At 55.7% G+C, this 22,008-nt stretch carries 28 protein-coding genes; 14 read left to right on the forward strand and 14 right to left on the reverse strand.

Translation table 11 applies throughout. The features are described 5' to 3' along the window. On the reverse strand, nt 1–288 hold the full coding sequence (locus IFT47_RS03055) for a hypothetical protein (protein WP_192170909.1): 288 nt from the start codon (nt 286–288) through the stop codon (nt 1–3). Nucleotides 289–399: 111 nt separating this feature from the next. Here IFT47_RS03055 and IFT47_RS03060 point away from each other — a divergent pair, with 111 nt between their 5' ends. From IFT47_RS03060 to IFT47_RS03075, 4 genes are all read left to right on the forward strand, one after another. Next, on the forward strand, nt 400–1,086 hold the full coding sequence (locus tag IFT47_RS03060) for a spermidine synthase (RefSeq protein ID WP_192170908.1): 687 nt from the start codon (nt 400–402) through the stop codon (nt 1,084–1,086). A gap of 70 nt (nt 1,087–1,156) precedes the next feature. Further along, on the forward strand, nt 1,157–1,528 hold the full coding sequence (locus IFT47_RS03065; RefSeq protein WP_074890657.1) for a YajD family HNH nuclease: 372 nt from the start codon (nt 1,157–1,159) through the stop codon (nt 1,526–1,528). Between the two features lie 164 nt (nt 1,529–1,692). Further along, the gene (locus tag IFT47_RS03070) at nt 1,693–2,181 is read left to right on the forward strand and encodes an RNA methyltransferase (RefSeq protein ID WP_065986778.1); all 489 of its coding nucleotides are present in this window, start codon (nt 1,693–1,695) and stop codon (nt 2,179–2,181) included. Between the two features lie 85 nt (nt 2,182–2,266). Continuing rightward, nucleotides 2,267–2,638, forward strand: a complete 372-nt coding sequence (locus IFT47_RS03075) for a YgaP family membrane protein (RefSeq protein WP_108122086.1) — start codon at nt 2,267–2,269, stop codon at nt 2,636–2,638. A gap of 62 nt (nt 2,639–2,700) precedes the next feature. Here the strand turns inward: IFT47_RS03075 and IFT47_RS03080 are convergent, their stop codons facing one another. Then, nucleotides 2,701–3,150, reverse strand: coding sequence for a YcgN family cysteine cluster protein (locus IFT47_RS03080; protein ID WP_192170907.1), 450 nt, complete (start codon nt 3,148–3,150; stop codon nt 2,701–2,703). Nucleotides 3,151–3,456: 306 nt separating this feature from the next. On the opposite strand from IFT47_RS03080, the gene IFT47_RS03085 reads away from it, so the two are divergent. Further along, a complete protein-coding gene (locus tag IFT47_RS03085; RefSeq protein WP_192170906.1) occupies nt 3,457–4,050 on the forward strand; it encodes a nitroreductase family protein in 594 nt (197 codons plus the stop codon). A gap of 123 nt (nt 4,051–4,173) precedes the next feature. On the opposite strand, the gene IFT47_RS03090 is transcribed toward IFT47_RS03085, so the two are convergent. The 5 genes from IFT47_RS03090 to IFT47_RS03110 all read right to left on the reverse strand — a co-directional run bounded on the left by IFT47_RS03090 (nt 4,174) and on the right by IFT47_RS03110 (nt 9,100). Then, complete coding sequence (locus tag IFT47_RS03090; protein ID WP_192170905.1) at nt 4,174–5,106, reverse strand: D-2-hydroxyacid dehydrogenase; 933 nt, start codon at nt 5,104–5,106, stop codon at nt 4,174–4,176. 131 nt (nt 5,107–5,237) lie between these two features. Beyond that, nucleotides 5,238–5,531, reverse strand: a complete 294-nt coding sequence (locus tag IFT47_RS03095; RefSeq protein WP_122537448.1) for a YcgL domain-containing protein — start codon at nt 5,529–5,531, stop codon at nt 5,238–5,240. After that, nucleotides 5,528–6,661: a ribonuclease D gene (gene rnd / locus IFT47_RS03100; protein WP_192170904.1), complete on the reverse strand. Its 1,134-nt coding sequence runs from the start codon at nt 6,659–6,661 to the stop codon at nt 5,528–5,530. Before rnd ends, IFT47_RS03095 begins: the two co-directional genes overlap by 4 nt. A gap of 140 nt (nt 6,662–6,801) precedes the next feature. Continuing rightward, complete coding sequence (locus tag IFT47_RS03105) at nt 6,802–7,458, reverse strand: class I SAM-dependent methyltransferase (RefSeq protein WP_192170903.1); 657 nt, start codon at nt 7,456–7,458, stop codon at nt 6,802–6,804. Then, nucleotides 7,451–9,100, reverse strand: coding sequence for a phosphoethanolamine transferase (locus tag IFT47_RS03110; RefSeq protein ID WP_192170902.1), 1,650 nt, complete (start codon nt 9,098–9,100; stop codon nt 7,451–7,453). The genes IFT47_RS03105 and IFT47_RS03110 overlap by 8 nt, the downstream gene beginning before the upstream one ends. Before the next feature lie 259 nt (nt 9,101–9,359). Here IFT47_RS03110 and IFT47_RS03115 point away from each other — a divergent pair, with 259 nt between their 5' ends. Further along, nucleotides 9,360–9,704 (forward strand): toxin, encoded by a 345-nt coding sequence (locus IFT47_RS03115; protein ID WP_192170901.1) that lies wholly within the window; start codon nt 9,360–9,362, stop codon nt 9,702–9,704. Further along, entirely contained in the window at nt 9,701–10,018 is a 318-nt protein-coding gene (locus IFT47_RS03120) for a helix-turn-helix domain-containing protein (RefSeq protein ID WP_192170900.1), read from the forward strand. Before IFT47_RS03115 ends, IFT47_RS03120 begins: the two co-directional genes overlap by 4 nt. Nucleotides 10,019–10,049: 31 nt before the next feature. Here the strand turns inward: IFT47_RS03120 and IFT47_RS03125 are convergent, their stop codons facing one another. Together IFT47_RS03125 and IFT47_RS03130 are read right to left on the reverse strand one after the other, a co-directional pair. Next, complete coding sequence (locus IFT47_RS03125) at nt 10,050–11,720, reverse strand: GMC family oxidoreductase (protein WP_192170899.1); 1,671 nt, start codon at nt 11,718–11,720, stop codon at nt 10,050–10,052. Nucleotides 11,721–11,851: 131 nt separating this feature from the next. Beyond that, nucleotides 11,852–13,540, reverse strand: a complete 1,689-nt coding sequence (locus IFT47_RS03130; protein WP_192170898.1) for an NAD-dependent malic enzyme — start codon at nt 13,538–13,540, stop codon at nt 11,852–11,854. A 397-nt stretch (nt 13,541–13,937) separates the two neighbouring features. Here IFT47_RS03130 and IFT47_RS03135 point away from each other — a divergent pair, with 397 nt between their 5' ends. Continuing rightward, nucleotides 13,938–14,168 carry a DUF6555 family protein gene (locus IFT47_RS03135; RefSeq protein WP_192170897.1) on the forward strand — a complete coding sequence of 77 codons (231 nt, stop codon included), beginning with the start codon at nt 13,938–13,940 and terminating at the stop codon, nt 14,166–14,168. Nucleotides 14,169–14,216: 48 nt separating this feature from the next. Here IFT47_RS03135 and IFT47_RS03140 read toward each other — a convergent pair whose 3' ends face one another. The 4 genes from IFT47_RS03140 to IFT47_RS03155 all read right to left on the reverse strand — a co-directional run bounded on the left by IFT47_RS03140 (nt 14,217) and on the right by IFT47_RS03155 (nt 16,045). Beyond that, entirely contained in the window at nt 14,217–14,888 is a 672-nt protein-coding gene (locus tag IFT47_RS03140) for a class I SAM-dependent methyltransferase (protein ID WP_192170896.1), read from the reverse strand. 151 nt (nt 14,889–15,039) lie between these two features. Further along, nucleotides 15,040–15,408, reverse strand: a complete 369-nt coding sequence (locus tag IFT47_RS03145) for a hypothetical protein (protein ID WP_192170895.1) — start codon at nt 15,406–15,408, stop codon at nt 15,040–15,042. A gap of 18 nt (nt 15,409–15,426) precedes the next feature. Continuing rightward, entirely contained in the window at nt 15,427–15,660 is a 234-nt protein-coding gene (locus tag IFT47_RS03150; RefSeq protein WP_192170894.1) for a hypothetical protein, read from the reverse strand. 7 nt (nt 15,661–15,667) lie between these two features. Next, nucleotides 15,668–16,045, reverse strand: a complete 378-nt coding sequence (locus tag IFT47_RS03155) for a hypothetical protein (RefSeq protein WP_192170893.1) — start codon at nt 16,043–16,045, stop codon at nt 15,668–15,670. 278 nt (nt 16,046–16,323) lie between these two features. Here IFT47_RS03155 and IFT47_RS03160 point away from each other — a divergent pair, with 278 nt between their 5' ends. The 6 genes from IFT47_RS03160 to IFT47_RS03185 all read left to right on the forward strand — a co-directional run bounded on the left by IFT47_RS03160 (nt 16,324) and on the right by IFT47_RS03185 (nt 21,686). After that, the gene (locus IFT47_RS03160; RefSeq protein WP_192170892.1) at nt 16,324–17,868 is read left to right on the forward strand and encodes a tyrosine-type recombinase/integrase; all 1,545 of its coding nucleotides are present in this window, start codon (nt 16,324–16,326) and stop codon (nt 17,866–17,868) included. A 909-nt stretch (nt 17,869–18,777) separates the two neighbouring features. Continuing rightward, a complete protein-coding gene (locus IFT47_RS03165) occupies nt 18,778–20,028 on the forward strand; it encodes a primase-helicase family protein (protein WP_192170891.1) in 1,251 nt (416 codons plus the stop codon). Between the two features lie 309 nt (nt 20,029–20,337). Continuing rightward, on the forward strand, nt 20,338–20,562 hold the full coding sequence (locus IFT47_RS03170; RefSeq protein ID WP_192170890.1) for a hypothetical protein: 225 nt from the start codon (nt 20,338–20,340) through the stop codon (nt 20,560–20,562). A gap of 11 nt (nt 20,563–20,573) precedes the next feature. Further along, a complete protein-coding gene (locus IFT47_RS03175) occupies nt 20,574–21,050 on the forward strand; it encodes a hypothetical protein (RefSeq protein WP_192170889.1) in 477 nt (158 codons plus the stop codon). Continuing rightward, entirely contained in the window at nt 21,051–21,272 is a 222-nt protein-coding gene (locus IFT47_RS03180) for a hypothetical protein (protein WP_192170888.1), read from the forward strand. It abuts the gene before it with no gap. Between the two features lie 153 nt (nt 21,273–21,425). Next, nucleotides 21,426–21,686 carry a hypothetical protein gene (locus IFT47_RS03185; protein ID WP_192170887.1) on the forward strand — a complete coding sequence of 87 codons (261 nt, stop codon included), beginning with the start codon at nt 21,426–21,428 and terminating at the stop codon, nt 21,684–21,686. 3 nt (nt 21,687–21,689) lie between these two features. Here IFT47_RS03185 and IFT47_RS03190 read toward each other — a convergent pair whose 3' ends face one another. Beyond that, nucleotides 21,690–21,890 (reverse strand): hypothetical protein, encoded by a 201-nt coding sequence (locus IFT47_RS03190; protein ID WP_192170886.1) that lies wholly within the window; start codon nt 21,888–21,890, stop codon nt 21,690–21,692. Nucleotides 21,891–22,008: the final 118 nt, after the last annotated feature.

Raw genomic sequence — 22,008 nt, forward strand, 5'->3', positions numbered from 1 at the left:
TCAGGGATTCGGCTTGACCGACGGCTGCAAGCCCGGCAATGGCTCATCGTCCTTTGGCGGACCTGGTTGGGGAATCTTCGGCAGCAGTGGCGGGTTGCCCTGTCCACCTGCGTGGGGAATGCCCGGCGGCGCCACTTGTGGGTACGGCGTTGGCGTTGCGGTGCCGGGCGAACCGGCGGACGCCGCAATGGGCTCGGGCGTATTCAGAACAGGTTGCAGGCTCTCGGCAGACGCTTGCGACACGCCGAGCACAGTGATGACAATCGTCAGTAGAATGGAGCACTTCATCGTTGGCCTCCCCTGCCAATCTTTCGCTTATCGCTCAGGCTACTCCTGCGCAACCCATCGCGCTCTGACAAATTGCGCTGTATGCGGCCCGACCCTTTTGACGAGTTATCCATGAAACGTTTTGTTCTGCTCGACACCACTCCGATCCCCGATAACGGCGGCGCCTTGTGCCTGTTCGAGTACGGCGAGGATTTTGTCATCAAGATCCAGGGTGGCGACGGCGGCCAGTTGATGAACACGCGCATGCACGGTTCCGAAGACGCTCTGGCCGAAATCCCCTGCAAGAAGGTCGCGTCCCGCCTCAACCCGCGGGTACTCATCGGCGGATTGGGCATGGGCTTCACCCTGGCGTCGGCACTCAAGCACCTGGGCAAGAACGGCGAAGTGGTGGTCGCCGAGTTGGTGCCCGGCGTGGTGGAGTGGAACTGCGGCGCATTGGGTGAGAAATCGGGCAATCCGTTGCAGGACCCACGCGCCAAGGTGGTGGTGCAGGACGTCGCCCAAGTGCTGAAAGCCGAACCCCAGGGCTTTGACGCGATCATGCTCGACGTCGACAACGGCCCTGAAGGCCTGACGCAAAAATCCAACAGCTGGCTGTATTCGGCCGGTGGTCTTGCGGCATGTGCCAGCGCGCTGCGGCCCAAAGGCGTATTGGCCGTATGGTCCGCCAGCGCAGATGCGGCCTTCAGCGACAAACTGCGCAAGGCCGGTTTCAAGGCTGAAGAGGTCAAGGTCTACGCCCACGGCAACAAGGGCACACGGCATACCATCTGGATCGCTGAAAAACTCAAGGGCTGATCGACGGGCAAAGCGCTAGACTTGCCTACATTGCTCTCCATCGCCAACAGAACACGAAACAGGTGACGCCATGAGTTCGGCCAACACGCCAACCAACACTTCCAAACTGGACCGCATCCTCGCCGACAACCAGCGTGATCGCGAAATGGGTTATCGCGACAAAGCCCTGCGCATGTACCCGCACGTCTGCGGCCGCTGCGCCCGGGAATTTGCCGGTAAACGCCTCAGCGAGTTGACCGTTCACCACCGCGACCACAACCACGACAACAACCCTCAGGACGGCTCCAACTGGGAACTGCTGTGCCTGTACTGCCACGACAACGAACACTCGCGTTACACCGACCAGCAATACTTCTCGGAAAGCTCGACCAGCAGCCCGAAAACCGCCAAAGCGACTCACAACCCGTTCGCCGCGCTGGCCGGGTTGATGAAGAAGGATTGAGGCGTTGAGCTGCAAGTTTTAAGCGGCAAGCGGCAAGTAAAAGCACAGCGGCGTTTGTCGGGCCACCGTTCACCGCCTCTTGCAGCTTAAAGCTTGAGGCTTGCAGCTTCCTGCTGCCTCTTTCCCCTATAATCCCGCGCTTTCTCTGATGAGCACCCTCCCCCGTGGCCAACAAACGCTATGCCTGCATCGGCTTGTTCAATCCCAAATCCCCGGAAAACGTCGGTTCGGTGATGCGCGCAGCAGGCTGCTATGGCGTGGCGTCGGTGTTCTACACCGGCAAGCGCTACGAGCGTGCCCGTGATTTCGTTACCGACACCAAGAAGATCCACCAGGACATCCCGCTGATCGGTATTGATGATCTGCGAAAGATCATCCCGCTGGGCTGCGTGCCGGTGGCCGTGGAATTGGTCGAGGGCGCACGTGCGTTGCCGGAGTACACCCACCCTGATCGGGCGATCTATATCTTCGGGCCGGAAGACGGTTCGCTGGATAAAGAGATCCGCGATTGGTGCGAAGACGTGGTGTACATCCCCACGACGGGCTGCATGAACCTCGCCGCGACCGTCAACGTCGTGCTTTACGACCGCATGGCCAAAGGCATCAACACCCGCTCTGGCCCGCAGTTCGGACGGGAAACCGATCGCACCTGACGTTCGAGCGCTGATAAAACGCATTGAACAGTTTGCGCTGGTGACAGTCAGCTTTAAGGACCCTACCCTTCACGGAGAACGCATCATGAGCGACACCCCGATCATTGAACGCATCGAACGACCTTTGCACGATTACCCGGAGCAGAACGTACAAGGCTGGGAGCGCATCGGCTCGCTGGCAGGTGGTGTCCTGATGATGGGCAAAGGCCTGCGCCGCGGCGGGATCTTTGGTCTGGTGCAACTGGCAATCGGCGGCGCCGTTCTGGCCCGTGGCATCACCGGCCACTGCTCGGCCAAAGCGCTGATCGACAAAAGTCGCAGCGAGATGGACGTGGCCCGTTCGCGCATCGAAGAAGCCGGCGCAGAACTGAGCAAGCTGAAAACCAAGGCTGAAGTGGCTGTAGAAGATGCTGTCGACACCGGCGTCGACGCGTTGAAAGGTCCGAAAGGCGTCTGATCGACGCTGCATCGCAAGCAAGCTCGTGACGGCTGAACCGACAGCCTCACGAGCTTTTTGCGTTAGCCCGCACGAAAAATCAGGTAATCCTCCCAGTCGTCCTCAGGCACGCTGCCTTCGCTGAGCATGCGCCCGGACTGAGAAATACGCTGTTTGTGCACCTGTTCCCGGTCCCCGCACACCAGATGGTGCCAGAGCGGCAGGTCCTTGCCCTCGCTGACCAGCCGATAGCCGCATGTGGGCGGCAGCCATTTGAATTCGTCGGCTTTTCCGGGCGTCAGCTGAATGCAGTCCGGGACCTGGGCCCGGCGATTCGGGTAGTCAGTGCAGGCGCAGGTCTTCAGGTCCAGCAGCTTGCAGGCGATGCGCGTGTAATAAACGCTACCGTCGTCCTCGTCCTCGAGCTTTTGCAGGCAGCACAAACCGCAGCCGTCACACAGCGACTCCCACTCGACGGCATCGAGTTGATCGAGGGTTTTGCGTATCCAGAAGGGTTCAACGATGGCGGCCATGGTTCTCGCGCAAACAGCTGTGGGGCAATGAAAGGCCGCCAGTCTAGAGGTACACGGCAGTTGGGCCAAGCATTGGCGACTGTCGGTAAGACGCGCGCGCCTGATAGATCGGGTTTGAGCGGGAAATACGGCAGGCTTGTCAGCAGCGAGGCGGCGCAGTAGCGTTAGGCCCTCGCGGGCAGCACCACCAATGCCCGCGCCTTACCCTAGTCTTTTTCGACGATGCCTGCCGTCCACGGCCCATCTGAATGATCACGTCGCCTGGCCCCAGGCGGATGGTTTTATCTCTCTTTCAGGATCGCATCCATGAGCGCCAATCCCCGTGTTGCCGAGTACGCCATCGACCCTCAATTCATCGAGCGCTGGTCGCCGCGCGCGTTCAGCGGCGAGAGCATTCCCGAGGAAACCCTGCTGAGTTTTTTTGAAGCCGCGCGCTGGGCGCCCTCTGCGTACAACTCACAGCCATGGCGTTTTCTCTACGCCCGCCGAGACACGCCGAACTGGGAGCGTTTCCTCGGCCTGCTGAATGAATTCAATCGCGGCTGGGCACAGCATGCCTCGGCGCTGGTGATCATTATTTCCAAAACCACCTTCACCGCTCCCGGCGCGACTGAAGAAACACCGGCGCTGTGGCACACCTTCGACACGGGTTCGGCGTGGGGATACCTGGCGCTGCAAGCAAGCCTCAGCGGTTGGCACACCCACGGCATGGCGGGGTTCGATCAGGAACTGACTCGCCAGGCGCTGAAGATTCCGGAGGAATACGCAGTGCATGCGGCGGTGGCGATCGGCAAGCTGGGGGATAAATCGACGCTGGCTGAATACCTTCAGGCCCGCGAGACGCCGAGCCCGCGTCGGCCGCTGGCTGAGCTGGCGGCTGAGGGGGATTTCAGTTTGTAAGGGCTGGACGCTGGGTTTTAGTGGGACCGGCTTTAGCCGGGAAGGCGTCGGGGCCACTCCACAAAATGGATGGCGTACACACTGGCCTCTTCCCGGCTGAAGCCGGTCCCACAAGGACAGGCTTCAATACCCCTTCGCGAAATCCACTTCTCCGCGCAACGCCCCGCCGGCCTTATAGGCCTTAAGGTTGTCCACAAACAGCTGGGTCATCGCCGGCGGCGACGTCGGTGCCGAGCTGTGACCGGTGAGCAACAGGCCCCACGCCGTCCAGAACGGGTGACGCTGGGGCAGCGGCTCCTGCCGGCAGACATCAATGACCGCCCCCGCCAGATGTCCTTCCTTCAGCGCTTCGACCAGATCCGCATCCACCACCGCAGTGCCTCGACCGACGTTGATGAACAACGCCGACGGCTTGAAGCGGGCAAACAGTTTGGCGTTGTAGAGATCCTGGGTCTGCGGCGTGTTGGGCAGCAGATTGATGACGAAATCAACCTCGGCCACCAGACGCGGCAGGTCCTCCAGCGCAGCCACCTCAACAAACGGCGCTTCGGTCCGCGCACTCGACGCAATGCCATACAGCTCGACGCCGAACGGCACGAGGAACTGCGCCACGCACCGGCCAATGTCGCCCGTCCCGACGATCAACGCCTTGCGCCCGGACAGGCTGCGGCCCATGCTGTTGTCCCACTTGCGCTCGACCTGACTGACCAACCGCGCCAGCACTTCACGTTCGTGGACCAGCATGTAGGTCAGCACGAACTCGGCCATCACCTGGCCGAAGATGCCAACCGCGCGGGTGAGTTGATAGTCGCGGTACAGGCCGTCAGCCAGCAGCGGCGTGATGCCAGCCCAGGTCGATTGCAGCCATTTCGGTTTGTGGCCCTGGCGCAGCAGATTCGCCAGCAGGTCAGGCTGGCCAAGCCAGATCGGCGCCTCGGCGGCCATTTTCGACAGTTCGGCGGAGTTACCGCTGCTCAGCACTTCGATCTCGGGGGCTGTCTGGCGGAGCAGTTCGGTGTAAATGGGGTAATCGTGTTCGGCGATCAGAACGCGCATGGCTTCAAAACTCGAATAAACGGGGCATGCGACCGCGCAGCGTTCCGGACCGCGCTCGGTTGAGCCGGTCAGGTCTGACGCATGCGACGGTCCGGTGTACCCCTGCGGTGGATTGCAGGGTCAGAAATCGATCACATCGGATCGTTGCGGCGCAGCAGCTCTTCGGGCAGGTGCTCGATGTAATCGTCTTCGGCCGGTGGCATCTGCAGGTGGTAACCCTGCTTGTCCAGATTGGCGAGCACCGCGTGAATGTCTTCGCGGGCCAGGGCACGCTCCGGCGACAGGACCAGATTGAAGGCGTGCTGCGGCTTGCCGAACGCGGTCAGCAATTCCTCGGGCACACGCTCCAGGGCGTCGCTCTTGAGGACATACAGGTACATTTCGTTCCTCCGCGGGCTGCGGTAGATGGAGCAAATACGTTTCAAGGCTGTTCTCCGACGTTGGCCAGGCTGTCGAGCAGCATCTGGCCCATCAATTCGCGGCGCCAGCCACGCAGCGAATCGGGCAGTTTATAGGGACCGTCTGGGTAACCGGTCTTGAGCAGGGCTTCGAGGGTCTTTTTGCGCAGCATCAATTCCGGCGCCATGTCGAGACGCTCGGCTTGCTGCTGGCCAATGACGCGCAGGCTCTTGAGCACATTGGAGGCCTCGATCGGCAGCGGCTCCGGCAACGCGGGCGGCCAAAGATCCGGCGACACGCTGCCGGCTTTCTTGATCAGGTCGAGCAGAAACTCGCCGTCCTGACGCACGGTCTTGGGGTGCATGTCGTCGATCTTCGCCAGCGCGGCGAGGTTGTCGGGCTGGGATTTGGCCAGCGGCCAGAGCGAATGTTCGCGGAGGATGCGATTGCGTGGCTGATTACGCAGGCGCGCCTGTTGCTCGCGCCAGGCGCAGAGCTCGCGCAGCACGGCGAGCTGCGCACGGGACAGCTTCCACGCCAGCTTGGCGTCGCGGTAAGCGTCATAAGGATCGGTTTCGCGGCGCAGATTGGCGACCAGTTCAGCACCGTCCTCCAGCACCCACGCATACTTTTCATCGGAAAGACGCGGACGCAGCAGGTTGTACACCTCGGCCAGGTGGACGGCGTCTTCGGCGGCGTAGCTGATCTGGGTTTCCGAGAGGGGGCGTTGCAGCCAGTCCGATCGCGTCTCGCCTTTCGGCAGGTCGATGTTCAGCACTTCCTGGACCAGACGCGAATAACCCATCGAGAACCCGAGGTTCAGGTAGGCCGCAGCCAGTTGCGTGTCGAACAGCGGGGCCGGGAGGCTGCCGGTCAGGCGCAACAGCACCTCGAGGTCCTCGCTGCAGGCGTGAACGACTTTGATGACGTCAGGGTTTTCCAGCAGCGCGGCCAGAGGCTTCCAGTCGCTGATCAGCAACGGGTCGATCAGATAGGCGCTTGAACCATCGCCGATCTGCAACAGCGCGGCGATGGGATAGAAGGTGTCGACCCGCATGAATTCGGTGTCGAGCGCGACGTAGGGCAGGGTCTGCCACTGTGCGCAATGTTCGGCGAGGCTATGGTCGTCGCGAATCCAGTGAATATCGATGGCCACACGGCTCTCCCTCGAAGAATGGCGCGCAGTATATATCGCTACAAGCGGTTACCGGGCATCCGTCCTGCAAGTCTCGAACAACTTCATCTTTGAAGCGCGCAAATAGCTGCCGTCGCGACGACCGTCCATCCGATCACTGATCACTGGCCGGCCTTGCGCAGCACGTACACGCGCCACATGGCGTAGCCGGGGAGAAAGTCGTGATGATCGACGATCCTGAAACCCGCCCGCGCGAACTCGGATTCGATGTCGCTGCGGCACACCACAAATCGATTACGGGGGGCGGACATACCGACCTCCAGTCGACCTTGCTGACGTTTGCGACGCCACGATTTCACATTGCCGTCTACCCACAGCGCGACGATGGCCGTGTCGCGGGTCACCCGGTGAAACTCGTCGAGAATCGCACCGCGTTTTTCGCTGTCGCCCAGGTGATGGAACAAACGCATGCAGAATATGCAGTCCACCGCGTTGGCGGACAGGCCGATGGAAAACGCCGAACTCTGGAACGTGCGGATGCGCTTGCGCACCTCGCTGGATGACTGTGCCTCGGCGAACGCCAGCCTGTCGGTTGAAGGATCGGCCGCGAGGATCACCCGATTGGCGTGTTCGGCCAGCACCGGCCAGAAACGCCCGGAGCCCGATGGCAAGTCCAGCACCAGCCCGGGCTCGCCCGCATCCCGCAACGCTTTGCGCGCCAGCTGCGCATCGCGCCACAGACTCAGGCGTCGGCTGAGAGTGTGCTCATGCTGGCGCACGTCTTCGACGTGAACCTGCTTGCTGAGGGGCTCACTCATTGGCCAGTACCCCGTCCGTATAAATCCCCCGACAGCCCGCGAACATGTCCAGCGCCGGGTTATAAACGCTTGTGCGCACTTGCAACAGGCCCAGCATGGAATGAAACAAGTTGTCCTGACTGAGCGGCGCGTTTCGCTCTTTTTGCAGGCAGTGGGTATCCACAGCGAACGACTGCTGATAGCTCTCGGAAAACCAGGCAATCATCGGGACATGTTTCTGTTGATCGGGCGCCAGCATATAAGGCGTGCCGTGCAGGAACAGGTTGTATTCACCCAACGACTCGCCGTGGTCGGAAAGATAAACCATGGCCGTGTCTACTTTGCCCTGATTGTTGCGCAGGATGTCAATCAACATCGCGAGTACATGGTCGGTGTACAGCAATGTGTTGTCGTAACCGTTAACGATACTTTCCCGCGAGCAATTATTCAGCGCATTGCTTTCACACACCGGGGTGAACTTCTCGAACTCTTTCGGATAACGCTTGAAGTACTCAGGACCATGACTGCCCATCTGGTGCAGTACCAGCACGGTGTCTTTGTCCAGTGTGTCGATGAAGTGTTGCAGCCCCTGCAGCAGGATTTCATCGCGGCACTCGTTGTTGGCACACAACGCCGGATCCTTGAAGTTGCTGACATCCTGCATCGTCACCCGGTCGCAGGTGCCCTTGCAGCCCGATTGGTTGTCGCGCCAGATGACATCGAGCCCGGCGCGCTTCAGTACATCGAGCACGCCTTCTTCATTGCGCGCGGTCGTGGCGTTGTAATCCTTGCGGCCCATGTTGGAAAACATGCACGGCACCGATACCGCCGTCTCCGTGCCGCAGGAATGCACGTCAGTAAACGTGAGCAGGCCACGCTCCTTGCTCAGCTGTGGCGTGGTGTCGCGGTTGTAGCCCAGGATGCCGAAGTTCTCGGCCCGCGCACTTTCGCCAACGACCAGCACGGTCAGTGACTTGCGCTTGTGCTGCTGCCAATCGCTGGCAAGTTTGGCGTCTTGACCAATACTCACGAACGGCCGCTGCGCAGACTTGGCCTGCTCGCTCAAGTAACCCACGGACGCCGCCAGGTAATTGCTCGGCACGACCATCAGGCGCAACTCGTGATGATTGCGAAACAGCGAGGACAGCCCCTGGTAATTCAACAGCGCCACACCGCCAATGGCGACCGCGCAGACGACAGACACCAGCGCTTTGCTCAGCAACTCGCGAGGCCAGCGCCGATAGGCAATGGGTGTTTTGAAAAGAATCACCGAAGGCACGACACCCAGAAAGAACAAGTAGCCGAGTAACTTCAAAGAAAGCAGATCGCGCACTTCGGTGACATTGGTTTCAGCGAAGTTTCGGAACATGCCCGAATCAATCATCACGCCATACTGGCTCATGAAATAAGCCACACCGGCGCTGATAAAAAAGAGACAGATCAGTACGGGTTTCAATACACGCTTGAACGCTAACAGCGTGAAGAAAATATTAAACGCGCAGAACACCATCAGCGCAAAAGCACAACGCAACAACAGGCCCTTACCGTCCGAGTCGGTAATCGCAAATAGATGCTGCCAGAGGGTCAGGTTAAACCCGATCAACAAAAAGGCACTGGCAAGCACTGTCACAAGCTCGGGACGAACTGCTTTGACGTTGAGCATAAAAGTCTGCTTGGCTGGAAATGAGAATATAAACGCGGGAGGAACCCCGCCGATGCTGCGAACTTTAGGCATCAGGCCATCAATTTTTTGTGAAAAGGATGAGAACGATTGGTGGGGGTGGGATTGTTGTGTTGCCGCGGCATTTCGCTGGACGCAATGAAGCGATGCAACAGCTGGTGGCAGAAAACGAGGTGAAGCATTTCACTGCGACCGCTAGCTTACAGCTACGACCAAACATAATCAGGTTGCCTACCCTTTTATGGATGCTGTATTTTTCGAAACAACAACTTTCAGCCGGCTGAGGCCGGGCTACCTCGACGATGATGGCTATCGCGCGCTCCAGATTCATATCTTGGCAAGCCCCGAGTCGGGGGATCTCATGCCAGGAACGGGCGGATTCAGAAAGCTGCGCTGGCACGATGAACGTCGAGGCAAAGGCAAGCGTGGCGGCCTGCGGGTTATCTATTATTGGCTAATCAATGATCGCCAGATCTGGATGTTTTCGATCTATGACAAGGATGAGGTCTCGAACTTGACCGCTGATCAGCAGCGTCAATTGAAGGCCGCTATCGACGCAGAGCTGCGCAAGAGAGGCAAACGATGAGCAATAAGCGCGACCTGTTCGCAGAAATGATGGAGGGCGTTGAGGAAATGTCTGCACACCGAGAAGGGAAGCTCACCCTTCGCGGCGATACCTTTGAAGACAGGCCTGCGCCTGAGATTTCTGCTCAGGAAATAGTGGCCTTGAGGCAAAGGCTGCACATGTCTCAGAACGTTTTTGCGCGGCGGATCCGGACCAGCACGAGCACCCTGCGCAACTGGGAGCAGGAGAAGTCCAAACCCAATGCACAGGCTGCTTTGCTGATCAAACTGGTCGAAAAATTCCCTGACATGGTTGACCGCCTGAGCGCGGTTTAGGCGTTTGCTTGTAGAGCAATAGAGTTCAGCGCTAGCCCAAATCAACCACGGTTTCAAGAGAGGTGGTCAGGCTCGTTATTTCTGGCATTCCGTTCCTCAATTCATCCTCAATAATCATCTGCGCCGCCTTCTCGGCGATCATCACGGTCGGCGAGCAGGTGTTGCCGGAGGTGATGTTCGGCATGATCGACGCATCCACTACGCGCAGGCCGGTGATGCCGTGCACGCGCAGGCGTTCGTCGACTACGGCATCACGGCCCTGCCCCATCCTGCAGGTGCCTACCGGGTGAAAGATCGTCGTGCCAACAACGCTGGCCGCCTCGCGCAGTTCTTCCTCGGTTTGCAGGCTCGCGCCGGGCAGGTACTCAACCGGCTCGAAGCGAGCGAGCGCAGGCGCGGCGGCGATGCGACGGGTCAGGCGAATCGCGTCGGCGGCCACTTTGAGGTCGGTCTCGTGACTCAGGTAATTCGGCCTGATGATCGGCGCGACATCGGCCAGCGCCGAACGGATTTCCACCGTGCCACGGCTCTGCGGGCGCAAATCACACACGGACGCAGTGAATGCAGGAAATCCGTGCAGCGGCTCGCCGAAGCGCTCAAGGGACAAGGGCTGCACGTGGTATTCGAGATTGGCGCTTGTCTGCTCCGGCCCCGAGCGTGCAAAAGCACCCAACTGACTCGGCGCCATTGCCAACGGCCCGCTGCGATTGAGGGCGTAGCGCAGGCCCATGTTCATCTTGCCCCACACACTGCCCGCCATCTGATTCAGCGTCTGCCCGTTACTGACCTTGTAGATCAGGCGCAACTGCAGGTGATCCTGCAAATTCGCGCCGACACCGGGCAGCTCATGCCGCACGCCAATGCCGAGCTTTTCCAGCAGTGCTCGCGGCCCGACGCCTGAGCGTTGCAGGACCATCGGCGATCCAATGGCACCGCAGCAGAGGATGATTTCCCGCCGGGCGCGAAGCGTCTGTTCCTGTCCGTTGACGCGTGCAATCACCGCGCTAGCGCGGCTGTTCTCAAACTCCACGCGCGACACTTCCGCACCGGTGATCACCGTCAGGTTCGGGCGTTTCAACGCAGGCCGGAGAAAGGCTTTGGACGCATTCCAGCGCACCCCGCGCCGCTGATTGACCTGAAAATAGCTGCACCCTTCGTTGTCGCCGCCGTTGAAGTCGGGGATCGACGGGATGCCGGTTTGCGCCGCCGCCTCACGGAACGCGTCCAGCAACGTCCATGAAAGACGCTGCTGCTCGACGCGCCATTCACCTTTCGCGCTGTGAAGTTCCGAGTCGCCAGCGTAGTGGTTTTCCGAGCGCTTGAAGATCGGCAAGACGTCTTCCCAGCCCCAGCCCGAGTTGCCCTGCTCCGCCCAGCCGTCGTAGTCCCGGGCCTGACCACGCATGTAGATCATGCCGTTGATGGAGGAGCATCCGCCCAGTACTTTGCCGCGAGGATAGTTGAGCGCGCGCCCACCGAGGCCGGGCTCCGCTTCGGTTTTGAAACACCAGTCGGTGCGCGGATTGCCGATGCAGTAGAGGTAGCCCACCGGTACATGAATCCAGGCGTAGTTGTCCTGACCGCCTGCTTCGAGCAGCAGAACCCGGTGAGCAGGATTCTGCGACAGCCGATTGGCCAACAGGCAGCCCGCCGGGCCTGCGCCGACGATGATGTAGTCATGGAGACCGACGTCCGTTTGCATGCATCCCTCGCTGATATTTTTTGTTTTTATGCAGGGCCCATCCTGAAGTTTTTCGCCACAAAACAAAAGACCGCCGCATGTTTCCATGGGGCGGTCCGGGTTGAAGCGTTTGCTGTCAGTAACGGATGCGATTACACCGCGCTGCGACGGTAGCTGCGGTAGTTCGGCATCCAGAAGTTACGCTCAATGGCTTCGACGAGCATCTCTTCGGTGGTCTCCAGCGCCATCCCTTCGGCCTGAGCCTGCTTGGCCACGGCCAGGGCAATCTTCTTGCTCACCTGTTGGATCTCTTTCAGCGGCGGCAGGACGGCATCACCTTTGCCCGTCACCATCGGCGAGCATTCCGCCAGCGCGTTGGAGGCGGCCATCAGCATTTTGTCGGTGATGCGCGTGGCTTTCGACGCCACAACACCCAGGCCGATGCCCGGGAAGATGTAGGAGTTGTTGCACTGTGCGATGTGGAACGTTCGATCGCCTACGGTGACCGGAGCAAACGGACTGCCGGTCGCCACCAGCGCGTCGCCATTGGTCCAGGTCAGGACTTCCTGCGGCGTGACTTCGACCTTAGAGGTCGGATTCGACAGCGGCATGACCAGCGGCTTGGCGCAGTGCTTGTGCATCTCGCGGATGACTTGCTCGGTGAACAGGCCGCGCTGGCCGGACACGCCGATCAGCACAGTCGGCTTGCCGTTGGCGACCACGTCCAGCAACTCGGGCGAACCCTCGCCGCTCGACCAGCCCACCACATCGGCAGACTTCTGCGCGAGGTTCTTCTGGAAGTCCAGCAGGTTGTCCATGCTGTCAGTCAGCAGCCCGAAGCGGTCGACCATCATCACGCGCTTGCGCGCTTCGGCTTCGCTCAGGCCTTCGATGACCATGGCCGCAATGATGTGCTCGGCGATCCCGCAACCGGCCGAACCCGCGCCCAGGAACACAACCCGCTGCTGGCCCAGGGTTTCGTGCTTGGCTTTGCACGCCGCCAGCAGGGTGCCCACGGCAACCGACGCGGTGCCCTGAATGTCATCGTTGAAGCAGCACAACTCATCGCGGTACTTCTCCAGCAACGGCATGGCGTTGGTCTGGGCGAAGTCTTCGAACTGCAACAGCACGTCCGGCCAGCGGCTCTGCACCGCCTCGATGAACAGAGCAATGAAGTCGTCGTACTCCTTGCCGGTGACGCGCTCATGGCGCCAGCCCATGTACATCGGGTCGTCCAGCAGCTCTTTGTTGTTGGTGCCCACGTCGAGCACGATCGGCAAGGTGTACGCCGGGCTGATGCCGCCACATGCGGTGTAGAGCGACAGCTTGCCGATCGGAATGCCCATGCCGCCAATGCCTTGGTCGCCCAGGCCAAGGATGCGCTCGCTGTCCGTCACCACGATGATTTTGATGCGATCTTTCGTTGCGCTGCGCAGGATATCGTCGATGCGGTCGCGCTCCGGGTAGGAGATGAACAGCCCGCGGTGGGTGCGGTAGATTTTCGAGAATTCCTGACACGCCTGACCCACGGTCGGGGTGTAGATGATCGGCAGCATCTCGTCGAGGTGCGAATCCAGCAGGCGGAAGAACAGGGTTTCGTTGTTGTCCTGAATCGAGCGCAGATAAATGTGTTTATCCAGGTCGCTCGCGCATTGCCGGTACTGGTTGTAAACGCGGGTGACCTGCTCTTCGATGGTTTCGACGTTCTGGGGCAGCAGGCCGACCAGGTTGAAATCGATGCGCTCTTGCGGCGTGAAGGCACTGCCCTTGTTGAGCAGCGGCATCTCCAGCAACGAAGGGCCGGCGTAGGAAATATATAAAGGTCGCGAGGTCTTGGTCATTTGCAGTGATCGCCTTTTCTCTGTTTGCTCTATCAATACGACGTCGAAACGATGCCCCGGAGGTCGATGTACACGACGCTCAACGCAGGATCCGTCCGAAAAAATAGGGGGGTAAAAACAGGGTGCCTATCTTACTCGCCTGAAAACGATTGCGACATTTTGTCGCTCACCGATTGCGAAATGATGGCCGGAAGTCGTCGGAGCGGTCAGGAAATAGCCCCGTATCAGGAACAAAAATGGCGCGGCGGGTCACAGCGGAAACGACGTGCTGGCAGACTGGCTGTTTTGAGAAATGGAGTTTTGGCCGTAGTCACCTCAGGCCTAGGTACTAAACACCTGACATATTGAACTGGCGATGAGCCATTGCAGTCACATTGACATCAAATCGGAGATATTAATGTCAGGCCAGCGCATCTTTCGTATCCACTACCGCTTTCTGGACGAGCAGCGAGTATTCCTCCAACCCGATTCAGCGCTGAACGAAGCCGATGCCTGGTACTACGCCTGCCTGCACGCGGGCATCGGCGTACTGCACAATTTGTCCAAGACCCGGGAAGAGCTAACGGCACTGATCGCCCATGCCCGGCGGTATGGATTGACGGCGGTGCGTTGGGCGGAATGGGTTTGATTGTGTGTAATCTCAACCGGTGCACCGACCTTTGGTGCTGGGGGAGCCCTATCCAGCGCGCTGGATCACATAGCTCGCCTCAAAGCCATGCACACACCCAATCACGTTGAATCCTTTGAAATAGCCCGTGGCGCGAAGCAAATCGACCGCCGGGCCTACCTCCGGTGAGTGTTGAAAGTCCCCGTAGTCGTCGAAGACGATAAACCCGCCTGGTACGACGCTTGGCGAATACAGCAGGAAATCCAGCAGCACATTGCGCCCGGCGTGACCGCCATCAATGTGCAACAGCGCCACCTTAGGCGACAGGTTGTAGAAACGCTCGGCGCACAACTCCGAATAGCCCCTCAGCACCAGGGCGTTGGAGAACAGGTTCTCCTGGTAATAGCTGAACTCTTCAAACTGATTGGGCAGCTCAAACGGATCAATCCCGATGATGCGGCGCTCGCGGTTGCAGACTTCATTCATCAGCACCAGCGACTTGCCCTTCCAGACACCAATCTCGACCACATCCCCGGGGATGCCTTCGACCAGAAGCGCCAGATATCCCAACAACCGAACGTGATCGTGAAACGATAATTCCTTGCGCGGCATCGCCCGCTCAGCCGGCAACGTGCTCTGCGCCTGCTCGAAATGCTTGCCGATCAACGTCCAGACCTGGGCGATCGAGTCATTGAGTTCCGGATTGCTGATGAAGTCGTTGAGCTCTTGGATGGTGATCATGGCTTCTCTGACTGACTGGAAGGATTGGGGTGGGGCGTGGAGCGATCTTGTACCGCTAGTGGGCGTGAGATCGATAGTAGGCGGGGGTTTGGAAAAGTAAAGTGCCAGGCAAGGTGACGAAGCATTTCCCCAGCCCGGCACTGGACTTGATCTAGCGAAAACCTAGCCTAAAACCCTTGATCAACAGATCCTTTCGTTTTCTCTCAATATGGGCGTCGATTGAACACAATATGCTCGTGAACAATTCCCACTCTTCACAACCAAACCTTTCTGGAATGAAGGAAAGGTCGTACCACGACAATATTTCATCTACGGAATAGTCTCCGGACTTATGAAGCTTTATATAGCTTTTGAGATCATTCCTGAGGGAACGTGCTGCAAAATACGACTTCCCATTCATCCATTCCTCTATGACCTGATCCACTGTGAGCTGTCCTACCCTCTGATCCTCAGGCAGATAATCGAGTACCCCGTCAGCCAGATGCTTCATGAAGTCGATGAGTTCCATAAATCCGCGCATGGATACCTCTTGAGGTTGCTAAGAAGTGACACTGTATTCATCTACGGTGTCACCACCGGCAGTGTGCTTAACCAAATATGACCTGATGTCGCTACGCAGCCGGTAAAGCTCGATAAGCGAAGTTCTCGAAGTCCATTCATCCACAAAAGATTTCAAGTCAGGGACGTTGGCGCGCTCATCTTCAGGCAAATAATCCTGGATGGCCGTGCCTAAAGCCAGCATGAAATCAATCAACCGTACGTACTGACGCATGATTACCTCATGCTTCCTGATAACCTAACCAACCAAAGTACTTAACAAGCATACCTTGACGCTTTTTCTCGATATGCAAATTAATAAAATCAAGGATACCGGTGAGAAAAATGTGATCCTCACAACCAAATCTTTCCGGGATAAAGCACAGGTCAAAGTCATCGAGAAGCTGATCAACAGAATAATCGCCTGCCTCATCAAGCTTTGCGTAGCTCACTATGTCTTTTTTTAAAGAAAGGGCTTGAAGATATGACTTCCGCTGCATCCAAAGCTCGACAATGTCCTCGACACTCAGAATTGCTACCCTTTGCTCCTCCGGGAGGTGGTCAAGAATGCCATCGCCCAAATCCTGCATAAAATCAATTAACTGGGTGTATCCGCGCATCACCGCCTCCAAGCGAAAAAATGCAAAGCACCCTCAGCTTACCAGTGATGCAGAAAACAGCGGAAGCCGGCTGTGCTCCTCACGATTTCCGGTATTCCAAACGCCAGAAACGAAAAAGCCCCAGAAGCATAACTTCTGGGGCTTTTCAAATAATGGCGGAGAGATAGGGACTCTCGAAAACCATACACGAACCCCAGAAACCACGGCATCATAACGCCTAGAACTCGTATAGTAGTAGAAAATAGTAGTAGAATTCTGCTCTCATCCGAGGGTGACTCATGGCAAACCATATTTTCCAAAAAAAAGGCGAATCCACTTGGTATGTCCGTCTAGACATTCCTAAAGACGTGCAGTTGGCCTTTGACAATCGCAAGGTGCTAATCCAATCGTTGAAGACGGGCCTACGCTCAGAAGCCATGGAACGTCGCCTAGCTTGGCTCGCCAGATGGAAAGCAGACATCAACGCTGCCAGAGACAGGAAGCTATCCGAACGGGATGAATGGAAAGAGAAAGTTCAGGATCTAACGCGGCGGAACCAGCGCAATAAGGAAAAGTGGCTGCCTACCCTATTCATGCCCCGTTCTAAGGATGCCACCACTCCACCCCCTGACATCCTGGCTTACACAGAATCGATAGCTCCCATCCTTCAGGAACTCTATGACGGTGGCATGGAAGGTCCGGTCGAAGCATTTATAGCGACCTACCACGAATACCTAGAGGGTTTGAGCCAAAAGCTCACGCCCGGACAAGGCGCTGACCTTGGAGCAAAGATTTCTGACGCATTCACGAAGCTGCACATGGAAATTACAGCTGAGTATTATGACCTATCGTCTGATGAGCGTCAGGACATGCAGGAGCTTGCCACCGACCCTCAAAGCTATAAGCCCAAATCACCCATCACACCAGCCCGTGTGCTGAAGCTGAGGGCGTTTCTTGAGAAGGTTGGCAAAGATCCCAAGACCATCGACACCTTAGTGAAGCGTGTAGAGCTATTCAGCGCCTACGTACGTGATAAAGGGCTGCCGATAAGCTTTGACCTCGTGTCTGCATACCTAGATCAGCTAACGGACGCTAAGGGCGTGCCACTTACCTCTAAGACCAAGAAGCAGCATATATGGGCAGGTAACACGTTCTGGAAATGGGCCATCAAGTATGATGAAGACTGGCGTCAGCAGTACAAAGGCCAGCCTTCCCCATTTGAAAAACACGACCTGCCTGTGGTCAAAGGTGAGTCAGTCAGTTGGGCAGTATTCACTCGCAAGGACGTGGAGCGATTGCATGCTGCTGCTTTGGAGAAGGAAGACAAGCCGCTGGCTGACCTGATTGTTCTCGCAGCCTACACAGGGGCAAGGCTTGAGGAAATAGGTCGAGTCCACCGCGACACCATCACCCTCAAAGATAATGTTCCGATTGCCTTCTCAATTTTAGAGAGCAAAACAGAGGCCGGTGTCCGTGAGGTTCCGATTCATACCGCCCTTGCCCCGCTTGTCCAGTCTCTACTAGATGCATCAGAAGACGGCTACCTGCTAAAAGGTCGAGCGCTTGGGCAAACCAATAAATATGGCAATCGACTTGATGCTGTAGGAAAACGTTTTGGACGTCTAAAGACTGCTGCAAAATTTGATAAATCATTTGTGCTGCACTCAATTCGCAAAACTGCAATTACTGAGGTGCATAGGGCCGGAGCGGATGTTTCAGTGATGCCTGCATTATTTGGTCATGAAACCGGAATGATCACCTTCGACCTGTATTCGGCAGGGCCGAGCCTTGAACAAAAGGCCAAAGTGATTGGGCTGCTGTCGTACAATTTTGATTTGACCTGATACCCCTATCAAAACACCGTGCAGTTGATTCTGGGCAGATCGTCACGAAACAGAGCAAGGGCCATGCATTTAACGTATGCAATCACCGTATTTCGGGGGAGTTTTTAAGGGTTGGAGACGTTTCCGGCTAAACTTTACTTTCAATGTTTCATCCCCACAACTTTCTTAATATTCCAGAGATACATATTCCCATACATACCGCTTATCGCTTACTTTCGCTATTTATTGATTTTAGCTAAATATTAGTTGCTAAATTAGCACTAGGACGTATATAATTATATATACCCAAAGAGTTTTAGCTGGGTTCCCAAAGTCCTCGTAATTACCGACAAGAAGTCTAATTTCCTTCAAGTCGGCTTTCGTGCGCCTGCCGTTCTTCAACTGCCGGCTCACGTTTAGAACTACAGCAATTGTAGTTCCTTTCGCACAGCATAAAGCTATAGCGATTTTTAGGGCAGTGCTACTGCCCTTTGTTTTTCCTAAATATTACTAATTAGACATTCAGATCGTTGAAGGATTTTCTATGGCAAAAATAAGACGATGTTGTATCTGGTGTGGAATCAGCTATACATCAGAGAGACAAAAAGCAATTTGGCTATGTGGGTCTGCGGCCTGTTACAAAGCCTTTCACCGATTTAGACAAAAAGCAGCACCGGGCATGGGTCCAATATATGGACTTAAATTGATTCAACAGCTAATCGCTGAGCAGCAACACCCCAACCGTAACTATAAATATGAAGAGGTAACACTTGATGAGAGTACATCTCAATGAACGGTCTTCGTCTGAGCTATTGAAGATCATGGGACACTACGGCAACACAAGCACAAACCATCAACTCAACTTAATGATTAGCGGCCTGTACAACGCGCTGTTTGAAAACAAAAACCCAATTATCGAGGTAAATACCAATGACCAACGCAGTAATCCAAAACAGTAATACATCCGCTCTCCAAGCTGTTCAGATACGCTTCGTCCGTGTCCCTTCCCAAAACTCATATGCACGATTTAGAGATTTGATCACAGGCATTGACCAAGGGGATGCAGGAATCGTCGCCCACTATTACAAGCAGCAAGGCGGGAGTGAGCATGACGCCGCATACCTTCTAGGTTGCTTGCCCTGGGCCTACGGCGAAGGTTTTCAGCCTAACGGCGGTCCTGTGCTGTCCGGTGGGCTGATCAACCTGTGGAAAGCACCCATGATTCAGCCTACAGGTCAGAAGGTCACACGGGAACAGGTAGCACCATTCATTGAATTCCTGGAGCGATGGTTTCCTGATGACCTAGAGCGTCGTTATTTTGGATGGTGGCTATCCCACGTCGTTCGTAAACCAGAGCAACGCATCATTGCTACGCCGGTTCTCCGTAGTCAACACGGCGTCGGTAAGGGCTTTCTAGTGGAAACCCTGCTGTCTGGTCTACTAGGTCGGTCATCAGTGTGTGTATGCGCTCTGAAAGACGTTGTAGGCGACTTCAACGATGTAATCGAAGGAAAAACCTTGGCTCTGATTGATGAGGTGTACAAAAGCAAAAAGAGTACCACCGATGCGCTTAAAAGCTTTCAAGGTAATGCAACCATCCCACTACATCGCAAGCACAAACCGACAGTCACAATTGACAATTACCTAAATTTTATCATCACGAGCAATGACCACCTCCCGTTGGTTCTAGAAAAGGGTGATCGCAGGTTCTGGATTCCGGCATTTATTCGTCATAACGAGTCGGTGCAGGAAACAGCCGCATTCATCAATGGGACACTGAAACCTTGGCTTATTCACGAGGGAGGTATGCAACTCGTTCGTGATTTTATCGAACAGGTTGATCTGAGCAAATACCACGCTACGGACGCCCCGCCAATGACGGTGCCAAAGCAAGAACTCATGGGCTTTAGCAGCGCTGACAAGCTGGAAGAGTTGCTAACCGAAATGGTGGAAAAGAGCATGGTATTAACTGTCAAGGGCATCAAAGACTCCTTCTCCAATGAGTTTGATCACTCACTAACAGACATTGCGGTCGCAGGGGTACTTTTAGCTGTTGGTTGCAAGCAACGCCGGACCAAGCTTCAACGCTATTACATCACACCGCTCGGTTTTGAAAACGGCTTGTCAGCGGAATCGACGGCAAAAGAGCTGGAAGACAGGCTTGCAAAAGGCGTGTTCTAACTCGAAATGGTGACAGGTGACAGATAGGGTGACAGCAACTACGTCATAGTGTCACCGCTGCAAGCGGCTTTCCATATAGGGTCCAGAGTTAAGGTGACACGGTGACAGTCTTGCGTAGTCTTTTTTAGAATAGGGTTACAGTAAGTCAAAAGAGCGCAGCGACTTTGACGCAAGGGATCTTCGATAGAAGTCCCGCAAGATGTTTTTCCCGCCTTTGCAAAAGTCATCAACTGATACTCAAACCAATTTGCTCATTAGAGCAGACAGTGGGCAGCTATTGCCCAATAAAACCAAAAGAAGGAAATAACAATGAAAGAAATGTTTGTATCCAATGCAGGACTCACCAGCCTTGCACTACTCGATCAACAATCAGTAGAAATGCTGAAGCTAAATAACATTAATGTCGTACAGGCTGATGGCGTTGATATTGCTGCCTACAAGCTACTGAAGAAATTCAGCAAGACAGGTGATGTACAAACCAAAGACCTAATCAAGTCTAGCCCCATCCTCAAATCACTAATGAACGCTCAATAAGGATCAATATTATGACTACTACTCAACAACACGTATCCCTGCAAACCTTCGTCTTCTCTCAGGAAGCTTTGGACAAACGCCTCGCCAACGCTGAGTTCAATTTCCTCCGTAGCTACGGTGCAGTAGATCGATTCTCGGCCCCGACCTCTATTCTCATGCCTCAGCTAGAAACCCTTTTTAAAGAAGGTCGTACACTTTCTGAGTATCACAAGCCGGAATCAACCATTTCGCTTACTGTCTATCTGCTCAAAATTAATATTGAGGAGCTGTTGGAACAGGTGGCCGAGCAAACCAAGGCTCTATATCTCAGTGAGCTGGAGGAAGAAAAGAAGCGCCAGCAAGCTATTCTAGAACAGCAGCTGTATCAAGCTCAGAAGGATAAGGAAGCTAAGAAAGAAGCAGACAAGGAGGCGAAATTGCGAGCAGAGGCAGCAGCGGAAGCACAGCGGTACTTCGATAACCTATCATCGGCCAAGGAGGTACAGTAAATGTCTCTTATGAAAGGTATTGAACGCGCTTTTAGGGCCCGAGATGCGAAGCTTTCTGTTAGTGCTAGTCAGGCATTACCTGCTGCCGCATCGTTTGTAAAACCTAAGCTCACAGAGGAAGAGGTACAGGCATATGTCGATATGATGCTAGAGGTCACAAAGCCTAAAGTTGATAAAACTATGGAAATTTTTCTTGAGCGGTTTCCACCAAACAAGCAATAAGCAGGAACGTTGCTAACAGAGACAGGGGGTCTTACCGGCCCTCTTCATCTCTAAACACCGCATATTCATTGACGCCGATAGTTTGACAGTCAAGCACAATGCTTCCCCGCTCCACAACAACGAGAAATAACAATTAATACAAGAATAAATATCATGCTCAACGCAGCAATGACGCTGATGACAGTCTCTACGCTGGTTTTCACAATTCACACGATCACCCTAGCTGACGCGGCAATCGTGCAGGTATCAAACCTAGCCCGCGATGTGGGGCATTTGCAGACCATCCAGCTTTCGCAGGCCAGCTACGCCGAGAAGCGGTTAAACACCCTGTCAGAGCGACTGGATACCTCCACCAATCATTTACACGACCGGGTCAGTATCCTTGAGGCTCGAAGGCTCGTGCTTGATCGGTGAGCGTCACAGCCCTTTTGAAGCAGTCACCTTCCTTAACTCGTCATAGATGCCACTCAGCACAAGCCAAAAACCTGCAAGCACTGCACCGACTACGAACCCCCCGAGCCCTCCAAACATGCCGTAGGTTGCATATCCGAGGTATGTGACGATTGCGATGGCGAGGTAGCACAGATAGTCGTTGAGGCGAATGATCCCGTCTTTCATTGCAGCATCCTGTCTTGGTTTTTTAGCAGATTGCCATCATCAGAATTCGTGAGCAAGATAAAGCCACAGGCTTATCATTCCGTTGACGTTCGTCAGCATTGTGATATTATGAGTCCAT

Origin of the sequence: Pseudomonas sp. CFBP 13711, from assembly GCF_014842265.1 — a bacterium.
Taxonomy (GTDB): domain Bacteria; phylum Pseudomonadota; class Gammaproteobacteria; order Pseudomonadales; family Pseudomonadaceae; genus Aquipseudomonas.